Consider the following 24,822-nt stretch of genomic DNA (forward strand, 5'->3'; position numbering starts at 1 on the left):
ACACACTGTCGCTCGAAGCGCAGGGCAGGGTTAAACCTGAATAACCAGGTCACCTGGCAAGTCTGTGGGGGAGAGAGGGTTTCGTACGTTGGGCGAAGGTTTGTCGAAGACCCCGATACTGATGCTGCCTGTCATCTCGGCCAAGCCCGGAACACCCTCAGTGGTATTCATGTGTGATTGACCGACCAAGGCAAGCCACTTTTCCGTTCCAGAGTTGGCCTGGATCACTTCTGACGCATAGTAATTGAACTCTTCGAGGCGTTGCCTGGAGCCGAACCCTGTCTCGGTGCGGCCTAGTTTTGCGTCTTTATGCCGGGTTAAATAATAGTGATCAAGCGGCAACACTTCGATGCCATGCAACTCGAACTTGGCTTTGAGCTCGTCAAAGGTCGGTTGGGTACGAGGGAGGTTAGGATTGGCAAGGTTGCCGATGCCATCATCCACAATACCCTTGGGCGGTAAGTCGATGACGCCTTCGAAATAGATCTTCTTCACCCCTTCCTGTTTAAATTTTTCAACATTGTCGAAGAGCAACTTAAAGCTGGCCATCTCTTTATGGGACTCTCCGAACACGATGCCATTGGACACTTTCAGTGCCTCTGTGATCACTTCGGCTGCGGGCGCGGTCTTGGAGATTTGCGGCGCCACTATGCGTGGTGGCAGGGCGCCGTCTTTGATGGCGTCATAGGTCTCGTACATTTCCTCGATGAATTTTTTCAGGGTTTCATCTTTGCCGTCACCGCGCAGGAAGTGCCCTGGCTCCAGTTTCCCTTTCATGCTTTCTACGTAGCTGCCTTTGGGCAGCTCCTTTCTTGTGACTTTGCTGCTGATCCTGGGACGTGTAGGTCGACCTATCGGGTCGAATCGATGCGCTTGCGAATGACTTGGGGCGTATGCCACAGGCATGTAAGTATGCGTCGGAACGAACGCCTCAAGAGGCGGGCCGTAAGGCTCCCGAGTGTCCGCATCCACGGCGTACCATTTGCCCTCATGTAGAACGGCAGAGGCTTCCAGGTTTTTGTCACCACGCTTGAACAGGCCGATAGCGACATCATCGAAGGCCGCGCCTGCCTCGATCAGGTCGCTGCCCCTGGCCATGCCTCGCAGACGCTGTATGCCGTCACCGGCTGCGCCGGCACCTGCCAGAGCCAGCTTGCCGGCGCCCACCGCCGCATCGCCTAAACCACCCAGCGGATTGAAAGCGCTCAAGACGTCGGCGCCGATTATTCGGGTGGCGCGCGCCAGTTTGCTGATGGCGTTGCTGGTTTTATGCGCGCCCTTCAGCAGTTTTGACGCGGTGCCCACGCCGGCAGTGAGAAAACCGAAGACGTCAAATGCCAGATCGACAGCCGCATCTTTATAGTTGCCGTTACGCCAATTGACGATGGCCGTTCTCAGCGGAATCAGATCGAGGATAAATTCGCCGATGGTATTGAGGGTGTCACGGTTCCTCTCCGTAGACGTCCTACCTTCTGCTTGCCGCCTGACGGCGTCACTGTCGATGCCCTGCGCGTTGACTATCATCTGGGCGATGTCGTGGATGCGTGGGTTTTTGAATGTGTTGACAGGGGGGCTTTCTCGGGTCTTTTCGATACCCAGACTATTCAGGTTCTTGCTGAGTGGGAGCGCTTCGATCCTGGTGACTTCATTGGCTATGTATTCATCCGCTGCGATGCGTCCCGAAGAAGCTTTTTTGATAGTCGCGGTGACCGGGTCGAATTCGTAGACGTGTTTCTCGCCCTTGAGCTCTGCTTGCATCAAAACTCTTGGGCTGGTGTGGAACAGTTTGTTTGGCCAAAACGGAATAGGCGAGCTGCGGTAGGTGTTCTCTTGATAAAAACCAAGCTTTGCGTTGTTTAAAATCTCTCGATCTGCGACAGGCAACTGGGTAATGGCATTCATCCACGTGTAATGGTGGATTTTTTTACAATGGGTCGTTACTTCGGCGAATTGTTTATCAAATTCCTGGGGGACGTTGAAGTGTGGGCTGTGGGTGAAAAGAGCGACGGCACCCAGGTTGATGCCCTTGGTGTTATTGCGGATCACCCAGTCGTTTGTGTTGATTTTCAGCCCTTGCATGGTGAGCTCGCGTAGCGAGTAGAGAGGGCCGAGGCGTTGGCCCTTGAGCCCCATCTTGTGATAATTCAGACAAAAGAGTTTGTCATCCAGAGGGAAGTCATCACCCAAGTGCTGCTGGATTCGTTCTTGTGCCATTCTTTCTCGATTCGGCAAGGGTTTGTCGAGCAAAGCGGACGCCTCTTTCAACGCTTCATGTTGAGCATTGAAAGCTGTGCGGGCGTACTCGAAATCCTCCGCGGTGTAGTGTGCGTCGTCGAGGCGGTAAATCACGTCGTTGGCCACACACCAGTCAATCAGTGCATTTTTCTTTGCCGCTTCACTGGCTGGGTATTGCGACGGGTCTGCGCACATCACTTCGGCGAAGTTCATGTTGATCGTCCTGCCGGGCGTGTGAGCTTCGATACCGGCCACCGCGATACATAAGTTCGCCCACGCCTGGCTGTGGCAACGTACTGACGCTGGAATGTCTTTGATCAAAAACTGGGGGGCGACCCGCATCAGCAGCAACCGGGCTGCCAGCGCGGCGGTAGCAGGGGAGGTACGGCCAGTGCTGCTCAGGTGATTGGCAAGGGCCTCAACCACGGAGGCGGGCGATGAGTCCCTGTGGATTTCGACGCCCAAATCAAAGCCGGCCACTATGTTTCGATTGGATTTTTGATCCAGCGCTTCAGGGTCGAGGCTCAAGTGGATGGTCGCCAGCACATAATCATTGGCGCTGCTGCTTGTGGCAATCCCGCCCACACTGGCTTGAACCGCGGCGCCTAGCGCTGCGGCTTGCGGTGAGTCGAGCAGTTTCTCCAGCGCGGCAGCAGGGTCTTGCATCAGTTGTGGAGACAGGGTGACGGCGTTGGCAAGGTAGTCCAGGGCTCCGACGCCAGGCTTGGGCAGTGGCAAGCCTTGCAGATTCGCGCTATTCGACGCGATGACATTGTAGGCCGTGCGCTGATGTTCAATGCTCAATGGCAGCGTCCAGGCCAGAGCACCACTCAAGTTGCCCAATGGGTGCTTCTGGACGTGCTCGTAGAGGGTCTGGGCAAGCTCCTGCAGCTCTACTCGGGTCTTGGGATAGTAAGGGCTTGCTGCTTTGATGAGCGATTCGAGGCTGGCGGTGCGTGGGGACGTATCGGCGGACGCAAGCGTGAGATGGGTGGACAGGAAATACGCGGCCACGGCCTCTGGCGTCGCGTCTTCGGGCAGTTTCTCCAGCGCCGTATCGAGGGCCTTGGCAAGGTTATGCAGCTCCTGGCGGTCGCTTAATTTTTTTCTCAGTGTCTGGCGTCCATCCGGCAGCGCTGGCTCAGCGGTGGCGGTGGTATCGCCCACCTGAACGTCAACATCTGGCGGTGTTTGGGGAAGGTCGGTAGATAGCGGCGAAAATTGCAAACTACGAAGTGGGGCAGCATGTTGAATGTTCACAGTCACTCACCTTTCAGGCATGGAAACGTCAACGCTCCCAAAGACTACATACCTGTAGCTTGAGCGCACTGATTCGTGTGCGCTCTGGGCATTACGGTTCCCACATGGCTACCTGTGGTGTGTGAGAAATCAAGTCAGCAAGACGCGAGGGGATTGCCCTCTCAACGATTAAAAGCGACGGCCCGTGTGAGCGCCGAACAAGCCAAAATTTTTGATCGCCTGTAACATGAGACGCAGCCGACCCGGTTCGTCCCGATTTTCGGGTATGTGCGGCGAAACACAGCGGATACATTCTTTAAGGTTCAGGAACTTCGTCATGACCCAAAAGCAACGCTTGAAATACTCGATTCTGATCGCCCTGGCCGTGCTGGCCTCGATGTTCGGCCTGTCCTACCTGCAGAACATTGGCGTGATCAGCGAAAAGACCTTCCAGTACCTGGCCATTGCGATTGCCGTGGTGGTAGTGGTGATCAACGGCATCATGCGTCGCAAGGTCAAGCCGCACTTCTGATCAGCGCGGCGTGACTCAGGCGCGACCTTCGAGCACTTTGGCAGCCTCTTCATGGAGGCTGTAGCTTTTATCGGCATTGAGGGTGATCACGCCCTCGCTGCACAGACGCTTGAGCACCTCGCGCACACTGAGAAACGACAATGGGATGCCCAGCTCCAGCAAGTGGCTGTGCACGCCCCGCACCCCCAGGGTGCGCTGATTGTCGGCGGCGGTGAGGAGGGCGTCGATGACCTTCAGCCGAATCAGGCTGGTGCGCAGACCGAAGCACTTGAGCAAATGGCGAATGCGCTGGTTGCCTTGCTGTTCGGGTGCCTTGCCAAAGTCTTGTGAACCGTTGCCGTAGTTGGCCTCGGCAGTCGGTGAATGTCCATCCGTGGGCACTTGCGGGTTGTACATGCAAAAACTCCTTATCAGAGCCTGATCAGGAAAATGATGGTGCTCTTATTCAATAAGACGAACGAGAGAGCAAAATCATGAAGTGCCGAATGTAGAAAATTTGTCGGTATCAGGTTTGTCACACTGTCGCCGGCCTGGATAAGCCCCATTCGTGGCTAAATTATTCCCGGTTAAATGCGTCCTTACGGTGGGGTAGTTGTATCTACCGAGGGTGTTCAATTTGACTGCGGGGTCTGCGTGATTATTTCCAACGGGTTGTCCAGAGTCTGCGTGGCAGGGGTGTTGCTGGGGCTGAGCTTTGCAGCTTCGGCGCGCGAGCATGTGGCTCAGGCGTCGGCCGATATCCGCCGTACCACTTACGGCGTGCCACATATCCGCGCCAATGACGAGCGTGGCCTGGGCTTTGGCATCGGTTACGCGTATGCCCAGGACAACCTGTGCCTGCTGGCCAATGAAGTGGTCACGGTGAACGGCGAGCGCGCGCGCTATTTCGGCCCCGAGCAGGCCACCCTGGAGGAACGCAACAATCTCGCCAGCGATGTGTTTTTTACCTGGCTCAATACACCCGGCGCGGTGCAGGCATTCTGGCGTGCGCAGACCCCGCAGATCCGCCAGCGTATCGAAGGCTACGTGGCCGGCTATAACCGCTATTTGAAGGAGCAGGGCGCACCTGCACAATGCCAGGCGGCGTGGGTACGACCGTTGGTTAAAGAGGATCTGGTCAAACTGACGCGCCGGTTGCTGGTAGAAGGTGGCATCGGTCAGTTCGCCGAAGCCTTGGTGGGCGCCACGCCACCCCAAGCCATCGCCGGTGTGCAACCCGGCGCGCAGGCATTTGCACAGGCCGCCGCGCATCAGCAACGCTTCAGCCTCGACCGGGGCAGTAATGCCGTCGCGGTGGGGCGTGATCGTTCTTTCAATGGCCGTGGGATGTTGTTGGCCAACCCGCATTTCCCATGGGTGGGTGGCATGCGTTTCTACGAAATGCACCTGACCATCCCCGGCCAGCTGGATGTAATGGGTGCCGCACTGCCAGGGTTACCCGTGGTGAATATCGGCTTCAACCAGCATGTGGCGTGGACGCATACCGTGGACACCTCCAAGCACTTCACCCTGTACCGGCTGACCCTGGACCCCAAGGATTCCACGCGCTATATGCTTGACGGCAAGTCCGTTGCTCTGGATAAAACCACGCTGACCGTGCAGGTCAAACAGGCCGATGGCAGCCTCAAAGACGTTGCCCACACCGTCTACAGTTCGCAGTTCGGCCCCGTGGTGCAATGGCCCGGCAAGCTGGACTGGGACAACAAGTACGCCTTCAGCCTGCGCGACGCGAACCTGGGCAACGACCGCGTGCTGCAACAGTGGCACGCCATGAATCGTGCGGGCAGCATCACTGAGCTGCAAACTGCGGTGCACACCTTTCAGGGCATCCCATGGGTCAACACCCTGGCTGCCGATGATCAGGGCCAGAGCCTGTACATGAACCTGTCGGTCGTACCCAACGTCAGCGCTGCCAAACTGGCGCAATGCAGCGACCCACGGGCCGGCCTGCAAATGATCATGCTCGACGGCAGCCGCAGTGCATGCGCCTGGGACATTGACCCCAAGGCTGCGCAAGCAGGGATCTTCCCGGCGGCGCAGTTGCCGCAGCTGCAACGCACCGACTATGTACAGCACTCCAACGACTCCGCCTGGATGGCCAACCCCAAGGCGCCGCTGAGCGGGTTCTCGCCGGTGATCAGCCAGGACGACATCGGCCTGAGTCCACGCGCACGTTTCGCCCTGCAACGCCTGCAATCCCTGGACAAACAGCCGATCAGCGTCAGCGACCTGCAAAATATGGTCATGGACAACGAGGTGTACCTGGCGGGCCAAGTCATGCCGGACCTGCTCGATTTTTGCGCCAACCAACTCGGCACCGACGCCGCCGCGCTCCAGCCACTGTGCACCAGCCTGAAAGCCTGGGACCGGCGCGCCAACCTCGACAGCGGCATCGGCCTGGTGCACTTCATCAACCTGATGCAGCACCTGCAGCAAACTCCCGACGCCTGGCGTGTCGCCTTCGACCCGGCCCACCCCCTGACCACGCCCCGCGGCCTCGCCATTGATCGCGCGCCGGTGGCCACCGCCCTGCGTGAAGCCATGCTGGCCTCCAGCGCAGACGTCAACCAACTCGGCCTGAGCCGTTGGGGTGAGATCCAGGTCAGCGGCCAAACCCCCATCCACGGCGGGCCGCAAGAGCTGGGTATCTACAACGCCATGCAAACCGTGCCCCGCGCCGACGGCAAACGCGAGGTCGTCAGCGGCACCAGCTACCTGCAAATCGTCACCTTTGATAACAACGGCCCCAACGCAGTCGGCGTGCTGGCGTTCTCCGAATCCAGCAACCCGGCGTCCCCTTACTCAAAGGACCAGACTCAAGCCTTCTCCGAGAAAAAACTGCGCCCGTTGCCGTTCACCGACGCTCAGATCAAGGCCGATCCGCAGTACCAACTCCACACCGTGAAGGAGTAGGGCAGGCCCGCAACCCCTTGATGCCAGAGCAGAATATTTTTTGAAATCAAGGGGTTGCAGGCATAGGCAAATGAGTACATAATGGCGCCCATCGAACGCAATGAAGCATTAAAAACTTCAATGTATTCAATGAGTTAGAGTATAGGCAAGCTTCACATAGCCCACTCAAGTTTGTATGCGGTGAATGTCAGCGACAAGGACATTGATCGTTTGAGGCCGAGTAGCAAAATGGTTATGCAGCGGATTGCAAATCCGCCTACGCCGGTTCGATTCCGACCTCGGCCTCCACTCTTAGAAACCCCGTAGATTAACGTCTACGGGGTTTTTTATTGCCTGTGATTTGAGAAGTGTTCCGCAACCCTACTCATTGTTGATCGCAATGAGGGGGCAGAACAATGCCAGGGGAGGGTGTGGTTGGCCTTTTGCTCCAGCAGATTGATCCATGTCGAAAGCAGCCTCCAACTCCCCCCAGCCCTGCATACAACGGAGGGGAAAGAGAGAAAGTTCGGTTCTCATGCAGGCCAGCGCTTCGTTTGCTCAGATGGAACTCGACCGTAGTCTGAAGTTAGTCTGAGATGACCGCTGGCTGAGTTACGACAGGTCGGCGTCTTTCTGCCTCGTCGACGATCAGTGCGATGGTTTTTCTGGCGATGGGTGACAACGTGCGGCCGGCATGAAACACGATGGTTTCCGGGATATAGCGCAGATGTATGGGGATCGCGGGCTGGATTTTTTGGATTAGATCAATCAGCACCCCACTCTCCAGATCAGGCGCTAGCCAAGATTGCCAAGTGAGCAGTAGGGCGTCGCTAGTCAGCGTGGCCTGACGCAGGCAGTTCAGCTCATTGCACACCAATGTCCACGGCAGCAGTGTCGTCGAGGGCATTCCGAATAGCGCCCGGGCGTGCACGTCGTCCGTGGTCACGGCAGCCCACGGGTAGGCGAGTAGCTGCTGATACGTCACTGGCTCGACCTGTCGAGCCAGTGGGTGCTCGTGGCGACAGAAGATAGAGGCCGGTTGTGGCGGCAAACTCCGAACGTCAAAGCGTGGGTCCACCCCCTGTTCGACCCGCACGCTCGCTACGACAAACTCGATGTCTTCCCGGGCCAGTTGGTTGGCCAGGTGATGCCAGTAATTGACCTCAGGGGTCACCACCAGCTTGGGCGAACTCTTGCGCAAGGCCAGCAGCACGTTGGGAAGGGTGGTGTTGGCGGTCATCATGCCGACGCCGAAGTTGAGTTCACCTCCCTGCCCCCCGGCGATGTCGCTGGCCTCCGCGACCAGCTTGTCGGCGCACGCCAGCATCTCGCGTGCCCGAGCAATGAGCTGGTGACCGGCGAATGTCAGCGTCACTGAACGGGTGTCCCGATCAAACAGGCGTACCCTCAGGTCTTTTTCCAGCGACTGGATGCTACGGCTGAACGCCGTCTGCGAAAGATGGGCTCGCTCTGCGGCCCGGGAGAAGTGTAGTTCCTCTCCAAGCAAGACCAGGTGACGAATTCGCTTCAAGTCAATTAAGTCGCTCAATGCATCAATCACTCTTCATATTTGCATTGGACGGTTGTACCTCACTCCCAGAAACTTCGCCAGAGTTTGCGCTTGGTTGGCAGCCTGTCCGTTTGCGTTTCGATGTCCTGAAACGATGACGGCCGGCTCAACTTTAAAAAAGAGTGAGACCTTCTCGAAGATCTTCAAAGGCATTCACGATCTGCAATTGAGTACAGAGCTCCGTGGTGATCTTGCGGCCTTAGGCCTAATTGGTTGCCGTGAATGGAAAAGGCCTGCCGGCCACCCGATTGCGACGCAATCCGAGTAATCAAGCGTGCGAAGGAGACAAACATGCAAGTGAAAATAGACGCTCTGCAAACCTTGCTGGGCAGCGCGACCCTGTCATGTTCCCAGGCTCAGGCTGACGTCCAGCCGCAGTTCCTCAGTGCCGACGCCAGCGATCCACAGGTCATAGGCTGGATGCAAGGTTCACCGCCGGCGCCGGAAAAGGTCGTGGGGTTCAGCAGCATCCTGCAGTTCCCGCAGACGCGCTGGTCGTTCTCGCATCTGCGCGAGCTGTTGCCAAGCGTGCAGGTCGCGCGTGGAAAGGGAGCAGCCAGCCCGTTACCTCGCGCCGAACGCGAAGACATCGACGCCCTGGTCTTCACTCCACTGGGCAGCGACCGCACTATGACCTGGGAACAGTCATTGAAGGCCAACTACACCGATGGGATCCTGGTACTGCACCGTGGGCAGGTGGTCTATGAACGCTACTTCGGCGCGTTGACTGATCAGGGCCAGCACATTGCGATGTCGGTCACCAAATCTTTTATCGGCACCTTGGGGGCGATGCTGGTCGAGGAAGGTAGTATCGACCCACAGGCGAAGGTCAGCCACTACGTTCTGGAGTTGAAGGACAGTGCATTTGGCGATGCCACGGTACGCCAGGTAATGGATATGACAGTCGGTGTTCGCTACTCGGAAGACTACGCCGACCCCAAAGCGGAAATCTGGGAGTACTTGCGAGCCGCCCATATGACGCCGCGGCCGGAGGGGTACGCCGGCGCTACCACGGTGACCGAATACCTGATGAAACTGCGCAAAGAGGGCGAGCACGGTCAGGCCTTTGCTTACAAGACGGTCAATACTGACGTTTTGTCTTGGGTGATCCAGCGCGCAACGGGGAAACCCATCGCGGTCAATCTACAAGAGCGCATCTGGAGCAAGCTGGGCGCCGAGCAGGACGCCTACTTGATCGTCGATGAAGTGGGTACCGCGTTTACCGGTGGCGGTTTCAACACCTCGTTGCGCGACTTGGCCCGTTTCAGCGAGATGATGCGCCTGGGCGGCAAGTTTAACGGCCAGCAGATCGTGCCCAAGAGCGTGATCGCGGATATTCGCGGGGGCGCCAGCCAGCAAGACTTCGCGAAGGCGGGCTATGAGCTACTGCCAAACTGGAGTTATCGCGACATGTGGTGGGTGTCCCACGACACTCATGGCGTCTACTCGGCGCGTGGGCTTCACGGACAAAGCATGTATATCGACCCCAAGGCGAAAATGGTCATTGTGCGTTATGCCTCGCATCCCCTGGCTCGCAGTTCGAACTTCGATCCGACTACCTTGCCCGCCTATCGAGCGGTGGCCAATCACTTGATGGCCAACTCACTATAGTGCGATGAAAAGCGGTAATAGCAGGCATTGGAGAATGGGCGGCAGTGTTCCGCGATGTACCGTTCGCCAATGCTGACTCGTTGATCAGCGCAGGTCTGAACGATTACTTATTTAACTTTTATATTTATACTGGGTGATACTGTGGGCTCGCTAACTAATCCTCAAAAGCCTAGTTTTAGAAGTCGCGCACTGATAGCCTATCTTTTGTTGATCAGGCGAAAATCAGTTTATGGCTCCTTGGACAAAGTGCTCAAGAGTTTTCGAAAATCACGAGAGCAGGGTCCTGCAAGACCAACTATTAAAATGCACAAAAAAATCTCTATCGAACTCCAGATAGTTGATGGTATCGAAGTCTACAGGCTAGCCCCTAAAAATGACCAAGCAAACTCAAAACATATTTTCTATCTTCATGGTGGTGCTTACGTTTGGCCTATCACATTTTTGCACTGGCGCTTCCTTCAAACGTTAATCGAAAGATATGGCTATATTATCATAGTGCCGCTTTATCCTCTTGCACCAGAGACTAAATGTAAAATCGTTATTTTTCGCATGTTGTCTATATATAAGCTTGCTTGCTTTAACGCTCGATGTCACGCAATGAATGTAATGGGCGATTCAGCTGGCGGCGGCCTTGCAGTTGCCCTCTGCTACGCGTTGACAGACATCGGATGTATTCAACCTACAAAACTAGTATTGATCTGCCCATGGATGGATGTCACTTTGAGTAACGAGTTGATATCAAGAACGGAGAAGTCAGATCCAATGCTCTGCGCGAGAGGTTTAAGAGCGGCCGGCATGATGTATGCGGGAGGTCTCGGCACGGACCACGACTACGTAAGCCCGATTAACGGAGATCCAGAAAATCTACCTCCGATCCTTATTTTCGCTGGCACGCGCGACATTGCTCACCACGATGCAATCAATTTCTCTGAGAAAACGTTGGCACTCGGAGGTGAGGTTCAGTTGCATATAGGGCGAGGAATGATTCACGTATGGCCAATCTTCCCGATACCTGAAGCGAAACAAGCCATGGATAAAATAGCTTGTTTCCTTTAGCGTTAGTGCGAATGCCAACTGTCAGTTAAATTTGGCGTTCATGCAGGAGGTGGGAAAGTACACGTGAAAAAGTTCATTTTATCGCGGCGTGAGTTTGGCGCTTTAATGGCGCCCGTGTAGATTGGGTTTTCACCAATCGCTGTACAGCTTCCACATGGAATACCTTATAAGATGATGACTATTCATCGTGCATCGCCGGCACCAATTTGGCAGCAATCAAAGAACGCACAGGCATTGTTCGCGTTGCCGATAAGCTTGCCTTTGAGATGCAAAGAGTGAGCGCTTTTAATAAATATCCCCCTGGCTAAATAGCTTTATTTAGACACTAAGATCTCGCGGCTAACGACGGCATTGAAATTGCGATGCTGACTTCATGCTGCAGAGCGAACGGAGGGCGGTTCTTCGTAACGTAAAGCACGGTAATTGTACTATATGGTAGGTATCCCAAGCGCGGTAGGTTCGTCATGCGATTAGCGGCGGTGATGTTGTCGTGCTATGTCTGCGTGAGCGTTCTTTCACCATGCGCATCTGCGGACAATGTAATGCTGAAAAATGGTGACCATATCAGCGGAGACATTATTTTGATGGAGGGCGCAAATCTTGTTCTAAGTACGAGTTACGGAGGCGATATAACGATCAGTAAGGACCAGATTCAGACTTTGGAAAGCAAGCAGCCGCTCATGGTAAGGCAAGTGGGCCAGTTGCAAGGAACGGTTGAATCGATTCGGGCCGGTCCGCGAGGTAATGTGCAGCCTGCTGTAGGCGTTGGTTTGAATTTCGTCGACCTTAATAATATCGATCAGGTTATGAAACCCCAACCCAACCTCAAGGCTGCAATCTGGAAGGGGAATATTGACCTTGCGCTTCATGCTGAAAAGGTTAAGACAGAGAAGGATAATGTTAACCTGGCAGCACAAACAAGTTTTGTCAGTGGCCCTTGGCGCCATAGCGCGATTGCTCACGTCCGCGAAGACGACGATGAGGTTGCAAGTACGGCAAACTGGAGTGCCGAGTACTCTGTGATTCGTTTCCTCACCGATAGATGGCTTTGGGAAGGCGGCTTGAGTTACAAAAAAGACCAGATCGAAAACCTACAAACTAGGCGAAAAATTGGCACCGGTCCCGGCTACCAATTCTGGGACGATCAATTAGGCAATCTTACCGTTGTTGCACTGCTAAATCGTATGCGATTCGGGTACTCAGGCGGTGGCAGTAATACGTTTTACTTCACATCTGCCCGCTGGGACTTCAAACGATATCTAGTCGGAAGAAAGTTTGAATTTTTCACATCGGGTGAGCTGGGAAGGCCGCTCAGTGATATAGCATACTATGCTTATGACTCTGAGCTAGGTTTGCGCTACAGCGTCACAGAATGGGCTTCCTTAAATTTGAAGTACGAACACGCGGTAGTCGCGGGTAAGTCCGATAATAGCAACTTGGACAGTGCTAGATATACAGCCGGTTTTGGTGTGAACTGGTGATGTATATTTTGGCTGCATCCACGATGCTGAGGCCGGGCGTACTATTTCCTAGCGGCTTAGATACAAAAATTTAGATCCGCCTATGCAGGCGAGCGATGCCTGTCCATTTCAATATCGGGAGATGAAGCGTGAGTCGTAGCAAAAAAATGTTGGGCTGTGCATTTGTTATTGCAGTGGTGGCAGGGGCGCTCTGGGGGGCATGGAAATTTTCATCACCCTCGGTTCAACCCTTTGCTTCGCTAAGACCGCAAGGCGGTCAAGGATCTCCGGACTTGACGGTGCGTTTTCTGGGGGCTGGCACATTGAGCTTCGATGATGGGGAGACAGCAATCATGGAGGACGGTTTTTTCTCACGGCCCAGTATTTTTTCGGTGCTACTGACGCCTATACAGCCTAATGAGCAGCGCATCGATGCGAGTTTGCGCGGCGCTGGCATTTCCAAGCTTGCAGCGATATTCGTCGCGCACTCGCATTACGACCATGTCCTGGACAGTGGCTTGGTGGCTCTCAAAACAGGCGCTACCATATTGGGTACAAAATCGACTGCCAACGCCGTTCTGGGTGCCGGATTACCTCCTGAGCGTATCAAGGTAATCAAAGACGGAGATTCTTTTTTGTTTGGTCAATTTCAAATCAAAGCCTTCGAGACCCCGCATTCACCACATCCCACCTCACCAGGCTTCATAGATCATCCGCTGCACACCCCTGTCCCGGAGGGGGATTTCAAAGTTGGCGAAAACTTCTCATACCTGATCACTCATGGCAGCCGCCGTCTTCTGGTGATCGCCAGTGGTAATTACAGTCCAGGCAAGTTCAAGGATGTCAGGGCAGATGTGGTGTTTCTCGGCATCGGAACTTTAGGTAAACAAACCCCGGAGTTTGTCGCTCAATATTGGCAAGAGACGGTTGTCCAGACGGGCGCTAAAATCGTGATCCCGATCCATTGGGATAATTTTTTTGAGCCCTTGGACCAACCGTTGACCGCTATGCCGCGCATACTGGACGCTTTCGATCAGAGCATGGCCATGTTGCTCCCCCTGGCACAACGGGACGCTGTGAAGGTGCAACTGCCTGTCGCTTTCGCCCCTATCGATCTAGATGCCCGGTAGACATCGAATAGGCCCGCCACACGGTTGGCCTACGGAAGCCACCGCCAAATTATGAGAACGCAAGGACCTAATTTTCCTGGAGAAATACGGGGGCGTCCAAAAAATAGCCCTATGTGCTCGCCCTTGTGTCGGTTGCAGGCAGCAGTAATCAGCCGATGCCGAGTTGTGGGAGAAACCCGGCGCCAGTCACCAGGATGTTGTTGCGTCCATGTTGGCGTGTGGTGAAAAGAATGGCTCCGGCGTTGATCCCAAGGCCAGCTTCCAAGAGATGGCCCAGCGATTTGTATGTATGAAGCGTGCGGGCTATACCCGGCGTGACGGTTTTGACATCTGTGCATTGCACCCCAAGGAGCCGTTGAAGGCCTGTGAGTCGGCGCAATGAGGCCACGGATTTTTATTGCCTGTGATTTGGCAGCGCTTCCAGCGCCCTTATTCAGTGCGTATGGTGGCAAGCGCAGGACTATGTCCGTACTTATCAAAGCTGACCGAGACAACCATGAAACAGAACATTCTTCTTGCAGCCGTTTGCGCTGTACTGATCCAGGGCTGTGCCTCCACCTCCAAAAGCCATGAGGACTCGCCCTCCATGCTCACGACTACCTCGGCTGCTGTAGCCCAGCCAGCTTTACCTGCCTATTACTGGAACCTGGTTTCGGCCAATGATGCTTCGGGTAAACCACTCGTCGCTCTGAACAAAGGCATCGAACGCAAGCTGCGCGTTTCCTTCGGTGACAAGAATCTGAATATCAGTGGTGGCTGCAACGGCCAGTTCGGCGGCTATCAGTATCAGGACGGGGTGTTGAAAGTGCAGTCACTGGCTTCAACGCTTATGGCTTGCGACAAGAGCCTGATGGACCTTGACGCAGAGGTCGCTCGACTGTTCAAGGGCGACCTGCGCGCCGTCATCACCGGCGACAACACGGCGCCGGTGCTGCAACTGACTACCGCCAACGGCTCGGTGCTCAGGCTGCAGGGCGAGGCTACGCCGCAGACGCGTTACGGGAGCAAGGGTGAGGTCAAATTCCTGGAGGTGGCCGCCAAGACCATCAAGTGCAGTCACCCGATGATTCCTGACTATCAGTGCCTTCAAGTGCGCGAGCGACGCTATGACGACGCCGGCCTGCAACTTGCGACCCAGGACGCATGGCATCCGCTGTATCAGCCTATCGAAGGCTTCGAGCATCATGACGGCGTGCGCACTGTGCTGCGGGTCAAGCAATACGAATGGAAAAATCCGCCCGCAGACGCACCTTCAAAGGTCTACGTACTGGATATGGTGGTCGAGCAGGACGCTTCCGGGACTAGTCAGTAACCGAGACCCTAAGCCGGTGACGTTCGAGAAAATGGCCGTTTTTCGACGAGTGACACGTCTAGATCAACGGTTTCAGCTCGGTTGGGGTTGTCACGTGTGTGTTTGCCAACTACCCTGAAAATGTTTGAATTATTACAAACAATTTCGGTTTGGCTTTTTTCGGTCAAACGACTTCAGGATGAGGGACGAAAAAATGTTTTCACACGAAGGTACCGCAATAGAGCTGTTGACCCTGGTTTTCACCGTGACCGGCGTGCTGTTGATTGCCTGGTTTATTCACCATCAATACGAGCTCAGGTCACGTAAGCGTGTAAAAAAACAACAAGGTGGTAGTCAGCAGCCTTCCGCTCAAAACCGCTGATTGAGCATAAATCCGGGCCAGCCATTCGCGCCGGTTTCAGTCCGATGATCCGAGGCTCGGCGTCAGCCACTGGCCTCGGATCTATTGATTCTCTGGGCCTTGACTTCACTTGCGTAGGTTTCAAGCCTTTGCTGCTGGGCCGTGAGTAGCGCGCAGACCTTCGTTAACGTCGCCACGTTATTGGATGCTTCGCCTGTTGCCAATGCTGTCAGTTGCAACACCGACCAGCCGATAACCGCGCTGGCGTCTTCAAGGTCGTAGAACAATTCCTGTTGCGCTGTCCTGGGGCCGTCGAGGTCGTCTATCAAAAGCGTGCACTCTGTGTGGGGTAAAAAGCTTAAGTGTGTACGACAGGGTAGTCATACCGGCGCACAAGGGAAAATTACAGACAAAGAAAAGCCCGCGATGGGGGGCGGGCTAAAGGGGATGTTTTCAGGAGCTGTAGGCACAATAGGCGCTCGCCTGTGAAAGCTTTGTGAAACGCGCTCCTGAATTGAAATGCGCCTACACCGGCGAGATAGTCGCCAGCATCCCGATACCAATGGTCAGCACCAAAAAGCCGAACAGGAAAATTGCCATCTTGGTCATAAGGCCTCCGAAGGGAAGGGGGGACGACAGGAATGTCGGGATGGGGCTATTGTCCGCCTGGAGCGGTTTTCAATACAGGCGCAGATAGAAAAGAAAAAACCGTATCAGATTGCCCGTTAGCGCCTGCGCCGGGCCTTTTCAAGCCAACAGTTTTTATAAAGATCAGTGCCGCCCCCTGAGACAGCCACCGTATTTGCCCCTAAGATAGCGCCCACTGCATCAACAATAAAAGTGGGTCCACCCTCGATGGAAAGACGCCAGTTCAGCGGTGGCATGCAAGGCAAGAACCTGCGCTACCTCAACGATCCCTCCCGGCAAGCAGCGTTGGTGACCCGCGTCGGTTTCCTGCTGCTTGAACACTTCTCTCTGCCCGCTTTCACCCAGACCCTGGACACGCTGGTGACCGCTAACCTGTTGCGCCCCGAGCTATTTGCTTCGCGCACCTTCGGTTGGGGTGAAGGCGAAGTCGTCAGTGACCTGGGCCTGGTCATCCGCCCCGATGCCAGCCTGGAACCTGCGGTCTTGCCGGACTTGGACCTGCTGGTCATTTGCGGGGGCTTTCGCACCGAACTCAAGGCCAGCGAACCCTTTATCCAGCTGTTGCGCAGCGCGGCCGAGGCGGGTGTCAGCCTGGCGGGTTTGTGGAACGGCTCATGGTTTCTCGGTCGCGCCGGCCTGTTGCAGGGCTATCGCTGCGCCATTCATCCCGAGCATCGTCCGGCGCTGGCGGAGGTATCCAAAGGCGCCCAGGTCACCAGCGAGCCCTACGTGATCGACCGTGATCGCCTCACTGCGTCCAGCCCATCCGGCGCTTTCCACATGGCGCTGGACTGGATCAAGAGCCTGCATGGCAAAGCATTGGTCGAAGGTATCGAAGATATCCTCGCGTTCGAAGAGTCGCGCTATCGCCGTATCAAACCCACCGAAAACGTCTGTGTCAGCGCACCGCTGCGTGAAGTGGTGAAGTTGATGGACGCCAACCTCGAAGAACCGCTGGAACTCGACCAACTCGCCGTCTATGCCGGTCGCTCCCGCCGCCAACTGGAGCGCCTGTTCAAGGAGCAACTGGGAACTACGCCGCAACGCTACTACATGGAATTGCGTGTGACCGAAGCGCGGCGCCTGCTGCAGCATACCGAGCTGTCCCAGGTGGATGTGCTGGTAGCGTGCGGGTTTGTCTCACCGAGCCATTTCAGCAAGTGCTACAGCGCGTATTTCGGATATCGCCCCTCCAAGGAGAAGCGGTTGGTCAGGTAAGCATCTTGAGCTGTCTCAGAACCGCTCCAATCGATAGGGCCGTAACTCAGGCACCCGCTCTCCCGTCGCAAGTTGCCCAACCCTTTCGGCGGTCACCGCCGCCTGTGTCAGCCCCAAATGCTGGTGCCCGAACGCAAGCAGCACTTTGCCGTCGCACACCCGGTCGATGATCGGCAGCGAGTCGGGCAGGGAGGGGCGAAACCCCATCCAGGGGGTGGCTTGGCTGTCGCTCAGGTCGTGACGAAACAGCCCTTTGCTCAGACGGTGCAGTTGCCAGGCCCGTTGCATATTGGCCGGGCGGTCGAGTCCGGCGAATTCGACTGTGCCGGCCAGGCGCAAACCGCCGGACAGGGGGGTCATGATGAATTTGCGCTCCAGCGAAGTGACGGCAAAGGGCAGGCGCTGATGCTCGTGGGGCAGCATCAGGTGATAACCGCGCTCGGTGTCCAGCGGCACCTGTTTGCCGGTCAGTGCGGCGGTGAGTTTGGCCGAGTGCGCACCGCAGGCGATGAGTACTTGGCGTGCCGTCAGTACGCCTTGGTCGGTCATCAGTGAAACGCCGTTGCCCTCCAGGCGTCCATCCAACACGCGCTGCTCCAGAAATTGCACGCCCTCGGCCTTGGCCGCGTTCACCAGTTCGCCCACCACGGTGTACGGGTCGAGAAAGTGCCCGGTAGTGGGGAAGAACAATCCGCCTTGTATCGCGTCGCTCAGTTGTGGCGCGGCCTTGCGCACCGCATCGCCGCTCCAGAAGTTCACCGCTACGCCTTGCTGAGTCATGCGCTGCTGCAACGCATCGATGGCAGCGCGGGATTCGGCGCGCTCAAACACCAGCAGCGAACCGTCTTCACGCAACAAATGCGCTTGCCCAATGGAGTGCAGCAAGCGCTGCCACGCGCCCAGGCTGCCTTCGTTCAATGCACGCAGGCCGGCCACGGTGCGCTGGTAGCTTGCCGGTCGCAGATTCAACAATAGGCGAATAAACCAGGGCAGAGCGCGGGGCAGGTAGGTCCAGTCCAGGCGCAGTGGGCCCATGGGGTCCAGCAGCATGGCCGGCAAGCGCTTGAGGATCGACAGGTCAGCAATGGGGAACACTTGCTCTGTCGCCAGATGACCGGCATTGCCATAGGAGGCGCCCATGCCCGGCGCCTGCGCGTCGACCACCAGCACTTGGCGGCCCTGGCGCGCCAGCTGCAAGGCACAGGCGACGCCGATGATGCCGGCGCCCACCACCACAATGTCTGCTTGATTGGGCTGGGCCATGGCTACGCCTCTCTCTGGCCGTCAAGCAGGCGCCGCAGCCCTAGCGGGTTGTCGTGCCCGAGCGCAGCGGGCAGCAGCGCATCCGGAAAATCCTGATAGCACACCGGCCGCAGGAACCTGTGGATCGCCGCCGTACCCACCGAGGTGCTGCGCGCATCCGAGGTCGCCGGGAAGGGCCCGCCGTGCACCATCGCGTCGCACACTTCCACGCCGGTCGGCCAGCCGTTGACCAGCAGGCGCCCGGCCTTGCGCTCCAGCACGGGCAGCAGGGCCCGGGCTTGTGGCAGATCCAGGTCATCCATATGCAAGGTCGCGGTGAGTTGACCTTCCAGGTGTTCGGATACCCGTCGCACTTGCTCGGCATCGTCGCATTCCACTACCAGCGAGGCGGCGCCGAAGACCTCGGCCTGCAGGTGTTCGTTGCTCAGGAATGCCTGGGCCTGGGTTACGAACAGATGGGTCTGGCCTTGGTTCGGCCCAGCTCCCGCCAGGCCCTTGGCGGCGACTTGGGCGTGCCGGGCCAATGCACTCACGCCGGTTTTGTAGGCGCTGAAAATGCCTGGGGTGAGCATGGTCTGCGCCGGGCACCGTGGAAGCAGATCACTGGCGACCTTGATAAATTGGTCCAGGGCGCTGCCTTTCACGGCGATTACCAAGCCAGGGTTGGTGCAGAACTGGCCGGCACCTTGGGTCAGTGACGCGACGAAACCTTCGGCCAATGCCTCGGCCCGTGCTTCAAGCGCGGCAGGAAACAGGTACACAGGGTTGATCGAACTCATTTCCGCATACACCGGGATCGGCTCAGGGCGTGCCTGCGCAGCCTGGCACAGGGCGATACCGCCACCGCGTGACCCGGTAAAACCCACGGCTTTGATGCGCGGGTCGGTCACCAGTGCGACACCCAACTCGTTACCCGAGCCATAGAGCAGTGAAAACACGCCCTCGGGCAAGCCGCACTGTTTTACTGCCTGTGCAATGGCACTGCCCACCAGCTCACTAGTGCCAGGGTGGGCGTTGTGAGCTTTAACGATGACCGGGCAGCCCGCCGCCAGCGCCGATGCGGTATCGCCGCCCGCCACGGAGAAGGCCAGGGGAAAGTTGCTGGCACCAAACACCGCTACCGGGCCCAGGGCGATATGGCGCTGGCGCAGGTCGGCACGGGGCAGGGGCTGGCGTTGGGGTTGCGCGTTATCGACCCGTACGTCGAGCCACTCGCCCAGGCGTACAGTGCGTGCAAAGGCGCGCAACTGCCCGCAGGTGCGGCCGCGCTCACCTTCAATACGCGCGCGGGGCAGACCGGTCTCTGTGCTGGCGCGTTCGATCAGCTCATCGCCCAGGGCTTCGATGTTGTCGGCGATGGTTTCAAGAAACCTGGCGCGATCTGCCAGGGACGTTTCGCGATACATATCGAAGGCAGCCCAGGCCAGTGCGCAGGCCTGTCCCACGTGTTCGGTATCGCCGCCGGCGTAGGCGGGTTCCAGTGGCGTGTCGGTGGCTGGGTTGATGGCCCGGATCGCATCGCGACGGCCATGAAGGGATTGCTGACCGATCAGCATCTTGCCTGTCAGAGTCATGGGGGCATCCTGGAAAATAGAGGGTTGTTTTAGGAGCGAGCTTGCTCGCGAAAAAAGTGCATATAACGCGTTTATTCAGGATGAACGCGTTATCGTTAACGACCTTCGCGAGCAAGCCCACCCCTACAGAAAATCAAGCGACGTTTTGTTCCGCCGACCAGTTGGCATACCACTGGCGGAACAGCGCGTACTGCTGCTCGGCATAGCGGCGCTGGGCAGCGCTGAGCACATCGGTTTCGTTGAAGTGCAGGGCGTAGCCCTGATCGCCGTTGAGCACCATCAAATGCTTGTAATACAGCACCAGGTCACAGCCCTCATCGAACGACGACAGCACCGCCAGCGCAGCTTCCAGTTCGCGGGCCTGGCGCCGCGCCTTGGCATCACCCTTGGCGGCCTTTTTGCTCAGGGCCACCAGTTGCAGCACTTCCCGAGGCAAGGCGTTGCCGATGCCGGTGATGGCGCCGGTGGCGTTGCAATTGACGAAGCCGTGCACCACTTGCGTATCGACGCCAACCATCAGCGTTACGTCATCGTCCTGGGAGGTAATGTTTTCTGCGGCGTAGCGCAGGTCGGCGCCGCCGCCGAATTCCTTGAAGCCAATCAGGTTCGGGTGTTCGCGGCGCAGTTCGAAAAACAGATCGGCGCGGGTGGCGAACCCGTAGTAGGGGCTGTTGTAGATCACCGCCGGCAGGTTGGGCGCGGCGTTGAGGATCGCTGCAAAGTGGGCCTTTTGTGCGGTGACCGAAGCCCCACGGGACAGAACACGGGGAATCACCATCAAACCATGGGCGCCGACCTTGGCGGCATGGGCTGCGTGGGATACGGCCTCACGGCTGTTCACCGCGCCGGTGCCGACGATGGTCGGCACGCCGGCCGCGACCAGACGCGCCACGCCTTCCTGGCGCTGGGCCTCGGTGAGCAGCGGCCAATCGCCCATGGAGCCGCAATACACCACTGCGCTCATGCCGATATCAATCAGCTCGCGGCCTTTGGCGACCAGTGCGTCAAAGTCCGGTTGGCGCTCGGCAGTGCAGGGGGTCATCAGGGCGGGCATGCAGCCGGTGAAGATGTTGTCGCTCATGGTGCTAACTCCATTCAGGTTAATAAATAAAAGGCTCAGATGCCCCAGGCAAACGGGTCCTGTTCGTCGATCAGCAAGGTGCTGTCGGCGGTCATGAAGGCGCGGCCGGTGATGAAGGGACGCACGCGTTCGCCTTCCCATTCATAGCGGCCCTGGAAGTGGCTGCCGGTGATGCTGGCTTGTACCCAGGTCTGCCCCGCCGCGAGTTTTCCATCGGCGGCCAGGCACGCGAGCTTGGCGCTGGTGCCGGTGCCGCAGGGGGAGCGGTCATAGGCTTTGCCGGGGCACATCACGAAGTTGCGGCTGTCGGCCTGGGCGTCGTCGGCGAACAGTTCGACATGGTCGATCAACGCGCCGTCTGCGCCGTGAATACCTTGGGCCTCAAGGGCCTTGAGCATCGCCCAGGTGTAGTCGGTCAAGACGTCAACGTTGCTCATCTGCAGGGCCTGGCCGTGGTCCGACACCAGGAAAAACCAGTTGCCGCCCCAGGCGATGTCGCCCAGCACCACGCCATACCCGGGCACCTGCACCGGTACCTGCTGGCGGTAGCGGTAGGCGGGCACGTTGCGCAGGGTTACGCCACCGTCTTCGTGCAGCGTGGCTGCCACCGGGCCTACCGGGGTGTCGATGGTGTGGACACCTGGCGCGATAAGGCCGAGGTAGCGCAGGGAGGCGACCAGGCAGATAGTGCCGTGGCCGCACATGCCGAGGTAGCCGGCATTGTTGAAGAAAATCACTCCACAGGTGGCGCCCGGCGTGACCGGCGCGCAGTACAGTGCACCGACCAGCACATCGTTGCCCCGTGGCTCCAGCAGGCAGGCGCGACGCCATTGATCGTGATGAGTGCGCAGATCTTCAAGCTGCTCGGCGACGGTGGTGCCCGCCAAAGCCGGGAAGCCGTTCATGATCAGGCGCGTGGGTTCGCCACCGGTGTGGGAGTCGATTACATGCAGTCGCTTCATGGAAGGTTCCATCAGTGAGTGGCCGCCGAGAGGGGAGTGTCGTAGTGGCTGTCAGTGACCGCTTCGCTTTCATCGTCTTCGGTCTCCAGGCGCACCAGGTGGGCCGGCACACCGGTGGCGGCGCCCCAGTAGTAGATGCCCAGGGCGCAGGCCGCTACGACCAGCGTGTCAAACGGGTGGCTGATCACACCAATACCGCCAAAGCTGCCGAGCTTGGAGAGCAAAATGGTCACGGCGTAGAAGCCGATCAGCCAGGCCGAAGAGCGCACTTGCTGCTTGAGATTGAGGTGCGCGGTCGGTACCCAGCGTGCACAGAGCAGGTACACCACAAACATCAGGATTTGCAGGCCCAACAGCCATGACACCGTGTTCCAGCCTGACCAATACACGATCAACGCGGCGATGATGAATGATAGCGGGCCCAGTACCGCCATGCCCTTGACCCGGAACGGCCGCGCCATGGCCGGTGCATTGCGGCGCAGAGCGGCGACGGTCACCGGGGCCACGGCGTAGCTCAGGATCAACGCGGCGGATACCACGTTGATCAGCGCTTCCCAGGAAGGGAACGGCAGGGTCCAGAACACCGACAGGCCAAAGGTCAGCCACAGCGCCGGACGCGGGATGCCGGACTTTTCATCGATGCGCGTGAAGATCTTGAAAAAGGTGCCGGTCTGCGCCCAGCCATACACCACGCGCGGGGTGGCGTTCATGTAGATATTGCCGCAGCCGCTGGGGGAGATCACCGCATCGGCCACCACCAGATAAGCCAGCCAACCTACACCCAGCGCCAGAGCGATATCGCGATACGGCAGGGCCAGCTCCTTGCTGATGCCGGCCCAGCCATTGGCGAGCATTTCGGTGGGCACACCGCCGAGGAACGCGGTTTGCAGCAGCACATAGATGGCAGTCGACAACAGCACCGAGAGAATCAGCGCGATGGGAATGGTGCGCTGCGGGTTCTTGACTTCGCTGGCCACCGAAATGATCGGCGTCAGCCCCAGGTAAGCGAAGATTACGCCGCCAGCCGACACCGCCATCTCAATGCCCGAGAGGCCGAACGGTGCAAAACCATGCATCTGGAAGTTCGCCGGTTTGAAGAAGGTGAACAGCACACCGATCACCAGCAACGGCACGATGAACTTGAACACGCTCACCAGGTTATTGGCGATGGCAAAGGTCTTGACGCTGCGGTAGTTGAGGATAAAGAACAGGCATAGCAGCGCGAACTGCACCAGCCAGCCCAGGGTGGTCGGGTCGCTGGAACCGGCCTTGGTCAACTCCGGAAACCACGCTGCAGCGTATTGGCGCGAGGCAACCACTTCAATCGCCACCAGGCTGGAAAACGCGATCAGCGTGATAAAGCCCATCAGGTAGCCCAGCAACGGGCCATGGGAGTACACCGGGTAACGCACTACGCCACCGGCGCGGGGCAGGGCGGCGCCGAGTTCGCAATAGACAATGCCCAGCAACAGCACGGCGAACCCACCCAGCAACCAGGAAAAAATCCCTGCCGGGCCGGCGATGGCCGACACATGACTGGCGGCGAATAACCAACCCGAACCGAAGATGGCTCCCAGCCCGATAAAGGTGAGGTCCATCAGTGACAACTGTTTCTTGAACTTGCCTTGGCCTGACATAGCGGCGCCTTCTTGTGAGTTATTGGATAGGCATGCAGTGGCGCTATCGTGAACCCGCCAGCCCGGCGGCGATTGATGTTTTACGTGGGGATGAATGACGAATTCAGCACAATTTCTCGCACTCGACAGCGCCCGGCACATGGCGCAATCTGCTGGCCGTCGATCAATAAAAGGGCGGTGAAAGTCATGTTGCACAGCGCGTTTGCGAGCCTTCTCCACGGCAGCCGCCCCGACAGCATCGAGCAGCTATTGAACGGGGTAGAGCAGTTATTACCGATGTTCGACGTGCTGCCCAACGCCGCGATTTTTATCAAGGACATCGACGCCCGCTACGTGCTCGCCAACCGCACCCTGGTGCAGCGCTGCGGCCTGAGGCAGTTGCAACCGCTGCTGGGCAAGACCAGCGCCGAGGTGTTCCCTGCGCAACTGGGGCCGGGCTATACCGAGCAGGACAGGCGTGTGCTTGAACAGGGGCGGGTGCTGGAAGACCAGCTTGAATTACACCTCTACGGCACCCGCGAACCCGGCTGGTGCCTCACGCACAAATGGCCGCTTTACAACCGGCTCGGTGCAATCATTGGCTTGGCCGGGATTTCGGTAGACCTGCAATCGGCCAGCGAAACCCATCCGGCTTATCAACGCCTGGCGGCGGTGGATGAACACATCCGCGCCCACTTCAACCGTCGCGTGACCCTCGGTGAACTGACCCGTATTGCCGGGATATCCGTGGCGCAACTGGAGCGCTACTGCAAGCGTGTTTTCCACCTGACGCCCCGGCAGATGATCCAGAAGGTACGCCTGGAACATGCCCGGCGGCTGTTGCATAGCGAGCTGCCGATTACCGAGGTGGCGTTGCAGTGTGGGTACACCGACCACAGCGCGTTTACCCGCCAGTTCAAGGCATCGACCGGGTTCACCCCCAGGCAGTATCGGCAGACAACGCCAAGAGACAAGACAGACGAAAATCTAGTGTGGGAGGGGCGGTGCGACGATTCGACATTTTAGATTGCGGCCGGCCCTGGCTCTATTTCAATGCAACGAATGGCGCGCACGCCCCTCATA

Annotated in this window: 19 protein-coding genes and 1 tRNA gene; 11 read left to right on the plus strand and 9 right to left on the minus strand. The window is 57.7% G+C overall.

The genetic code is table 11. From position 1 onward, the window contains the following. Positions 1-30 precede the first annotated feature (30 nt). Positions 31-3,495, minus strand: a complete 3,465-nt coding sequence (locus tag IH404_RS13615) for a membrane-targeted effector domain-containing toxin (RefSeq protein ID WP_194440631.1) — start codon at positions 3,493-3,495, stop codon at positions 31-33. A gap of 316 nt (positions 3,496-3,811) precedes the next feature. Here IH404_RS13615 and IH404_RS13620 point away from each other — a divergent pair, with 316 nt between their 5' ends. Then, a complete protein-coding gene (locus tag IH404_RS13620) occupies positions 3,812-4,006 on the plus strand; it encodes a hypothetical protein (protein WP_005788056.1) in 195 nt (64 codons plus the stop codon). A 15-nt stretch (positions 4,007-4,021) separates the two neighbouring features. Here the strand turns inward: IH404_RS13620 and IH404_RS13625 are convergent, their stop codons facing one another. Further along, positions 4,022-4,402: a hypothetical protein gene (locus tag IH404_RS13625; protein WP_005788058.1), complete on the minus strand. Its 381-nt coding sequence runs from the start codon at positions 4,400-4,402 to the stop codon at positions 4,022-4,024. Positions 4,403-4,639: 237 nt separating this feature from the next. On the opposite strand from IH404_RS13625, the gene IH404_RS13630 reads away from it, so the two are divergent. Together IH404_RS13630 and IH404_RS13635 are read left to right on the plus strand one after the other, a co-directional pair. Beyond that, positions 4,640-6,919: an acylase gene (locus IH404_RS13630; protein WP_194440632.1), complete on the plus strand. Its 2,280-nt coding sequence runs from the start codon at positions 4,640-4,642 to the stop codon at positions 6,917-6,919. 214 nt (positions 6,920-7,133) lie between these two features. Then, a tRNA-Cys gene (locus IH404_RS13635) sits at positions 7,134-7,207 on the plus strand. A 277-nt stretch (positions 7,208-7,484) separates the two neighbouring features. On the opposite strand, the gene IH404_RS13640 is transcribed toward IH404_RS13635, so the two are convergent. Further along, positions 7,485-8,447 (minus strand): LysR family transcriptional regulator, encoded by a 963-nt coding sequence (locus IH404_RS13640; protein ID WP_194440633.1) that lies wholly within the window; start codon positions 8,445-8,447, stop codon positions 7,485-7,487. Positions 8,448-8,759: 312 nt separating this feature from the next. Here IH404_RS13640 and IH404_RS13645 point away from each other — a divergent pair, with 312 nt between their 5' ends. The 6 genes from IH404_RS13645 (at position 8,760) to IH404_RS13670 (ending at position 15,398) form a co-directional block, all read left to right on the plus strand. Then, entirely contained in the window at positions 8,760-10,079 is a 1,320-nt protein-coding gene (locus IH404_RS13645; protein ID WP_194440634.1) for a serine hydrolase, read from the plus strand. A gap of 303 nt (positions 10,080-10,382) precedes the next feature. Continuing rightward, positions 10,383-11,135: an alpha/beta hydrolase gene (locus tag IH404_RS13650; protein WP_194440635.1), complete on the plus strand. Its 753-nt coding sequence runs from the start codon at positions 10,383-10,385 to the stop codon at positions 11,133-11,135. Positions 11,136-11,677: 542 nt separating this feature from the next. Continuing rightward, positions 11,678-12,616: a DUF481 domain-containing protein gene (locus IH404_RS13655; protein ID WP_242462598.1), complete on the plus strand. Its 939-nt coding sequence runs from the start codon at positions 11,678-11,680 to the stop codon at positions 12,614-12,616. A 128-nt stretch (positions 12,617-12,744) separates the two neighbouring features. Beyond that, positions 12,745-13,725, plus strand: a complete 981-nt coding sequence (locus IH404_RS13660; RefSeq protein ID WP_199803501.1) for an MBL fold metallo-hydrolase — start codon at positions 12,745-12,747, stop codon at positions 13,723-13,725. Positions 13,726-14,311: 586 nt separating this feature from the next. Next, the gene (locus IH404_RS13665) at positions 14,312-15,037 is read left to right on the plus strand and encodes an META and DUF4377 domain-containing protein (protein ID WP_232289425.1); all 726 of its coding nucleotides are present in this window, start codon (positions 14,312-14,314) and stop codon (positions 15,035-15,037) included. 178 nt (positions 15,038-15,215) lie between these two features. Further along, entirely contained in the window at positions 15,216-15,398 is a 183-nt protein-coding gene (locus IH404_RS13670) for a hypothetical protein (RefSeq protein ID WP_194440718.1), read from the plus strand. 62 nt (positions 15,399-15,460) lie between these two features. On the opposite strand, the gene IH404_RS13675 is transcribed toward IH404_RS13670, so the two are convergent. After that, positions 15,461-15,706 (minus strand): hypothetical protein, encoded by a 246-nt coding sequence (locus IH404_RS13675; protein ID WP_005788077.1) that lies wholly within the window; start codon positions 15,704-15,706, stop codon positions 15,461-15,463. Between the two features lie 553 nt (positions 15,707-16,259). Between IH404_RS13675 and IH404_RS13680 the strand changes: the two genes are divergently transcribed. Continuing rightward, positions 16,260-17,243: a GlxA family transcriptional regulator gene (locus IH404_RS13680; RefSeq protein WP_194440670.1), complete on the plus strand. Its 984-nt coding sequence runs from the start codon at positions 16,260-16,262 to the stop codon at positions 17,241-17,243. Between the two features lie 15 nt (positions 17,244-17,258). Here IH404_RS13680 and IH404_RS13685 read toward each other — a convergent pair whose 3' ends face one another. The 5 genes from IH404_RS13685 to IH404_RS13705 form a co-directional block, all read right to left on the minus strand. Next, entirely contained in the window at positions 17,259-18,506 is a 1,248-nt protein-coding gene (locus IH404_RS13685) for an FAD-dependent oxidoreductase (RefSeq protein WP_194437988.1), read from the minus strand. A gap of 2 nt (positions 18,507-18,508) precedes the next feature. Further along, the gene (locus tag IH404_RS13690; protein WP_194437991.1) at positions 18,509-20,080 is read right to left on the minus strand and encodes an aldehyde dehydrogenase (NADP(+)); all 1,572 of its coding nucleotides are present in this window, start codon (positions 20,078-20,080) and stop codon (positions 18,509-18,511) included. A gap of 133 nt (positions 20,081-20,213) precedes the next feature. Next, on the minus strand, positions 20,214-21,161 hold the full coding sequence (locus IH404_RS13695) for a dihydrodipicolinate synthase family protein (RefSeq protein WP_005788086.1): 948 nt from the start codon (positions 21,159-21,161) through the stop codon (positions 20,214-20,216). A gap of 35 nt (positions 21,162-21,196) precedes the next feature. After that, complete coding sequence (locus IH404_RS13700; protein WP_194437994.1) at positions 21,197-22,123, minus strand: 4-hydroxyproline epimerase; 927 nt, start codon at positions 22,121-22,123, stop codon at positions 21,197-21,199. An 11-nt stretch (positions 22,124-22,134) separates the two neighbouring features. Then, a complete protein-coding gene (locus IH404_RS13705) occupies positions 22,135-23,760 on the minus strand; it encodes an APC family permease (protein ID WP_194437996.1) in 1,626 nt (541 codons plus the stop codon). Between the two features lie 186 nt (positions 23,761-23,946). Here IH404_RS13705 and IH404_RS13710 point away from each other — a divergent pair, with 186 nt between their 5' ends. Continuing rightward, a complete protein-coding gene (locus IH404_RS13710; protein ID WP_194437998.1) occupies positions 23,947-24,765 on the plus strand; it encodes an AraC family transcriptional regulator in 819 nt (272 codons plus the stop codon). Positions 24,766-24,822: the final 57 nt, after the last annotated feature.

The organism is Pseudomonas sp. OST1909, from assembly GCF_015277575.1.
GTDB lineage: Bacteria > Pseudomonadota > Gammaproteobacteria > Pseudomonadales > Pseudomonadaceae > Aquipseudomonas > Aquipseudomonas synxantha_A.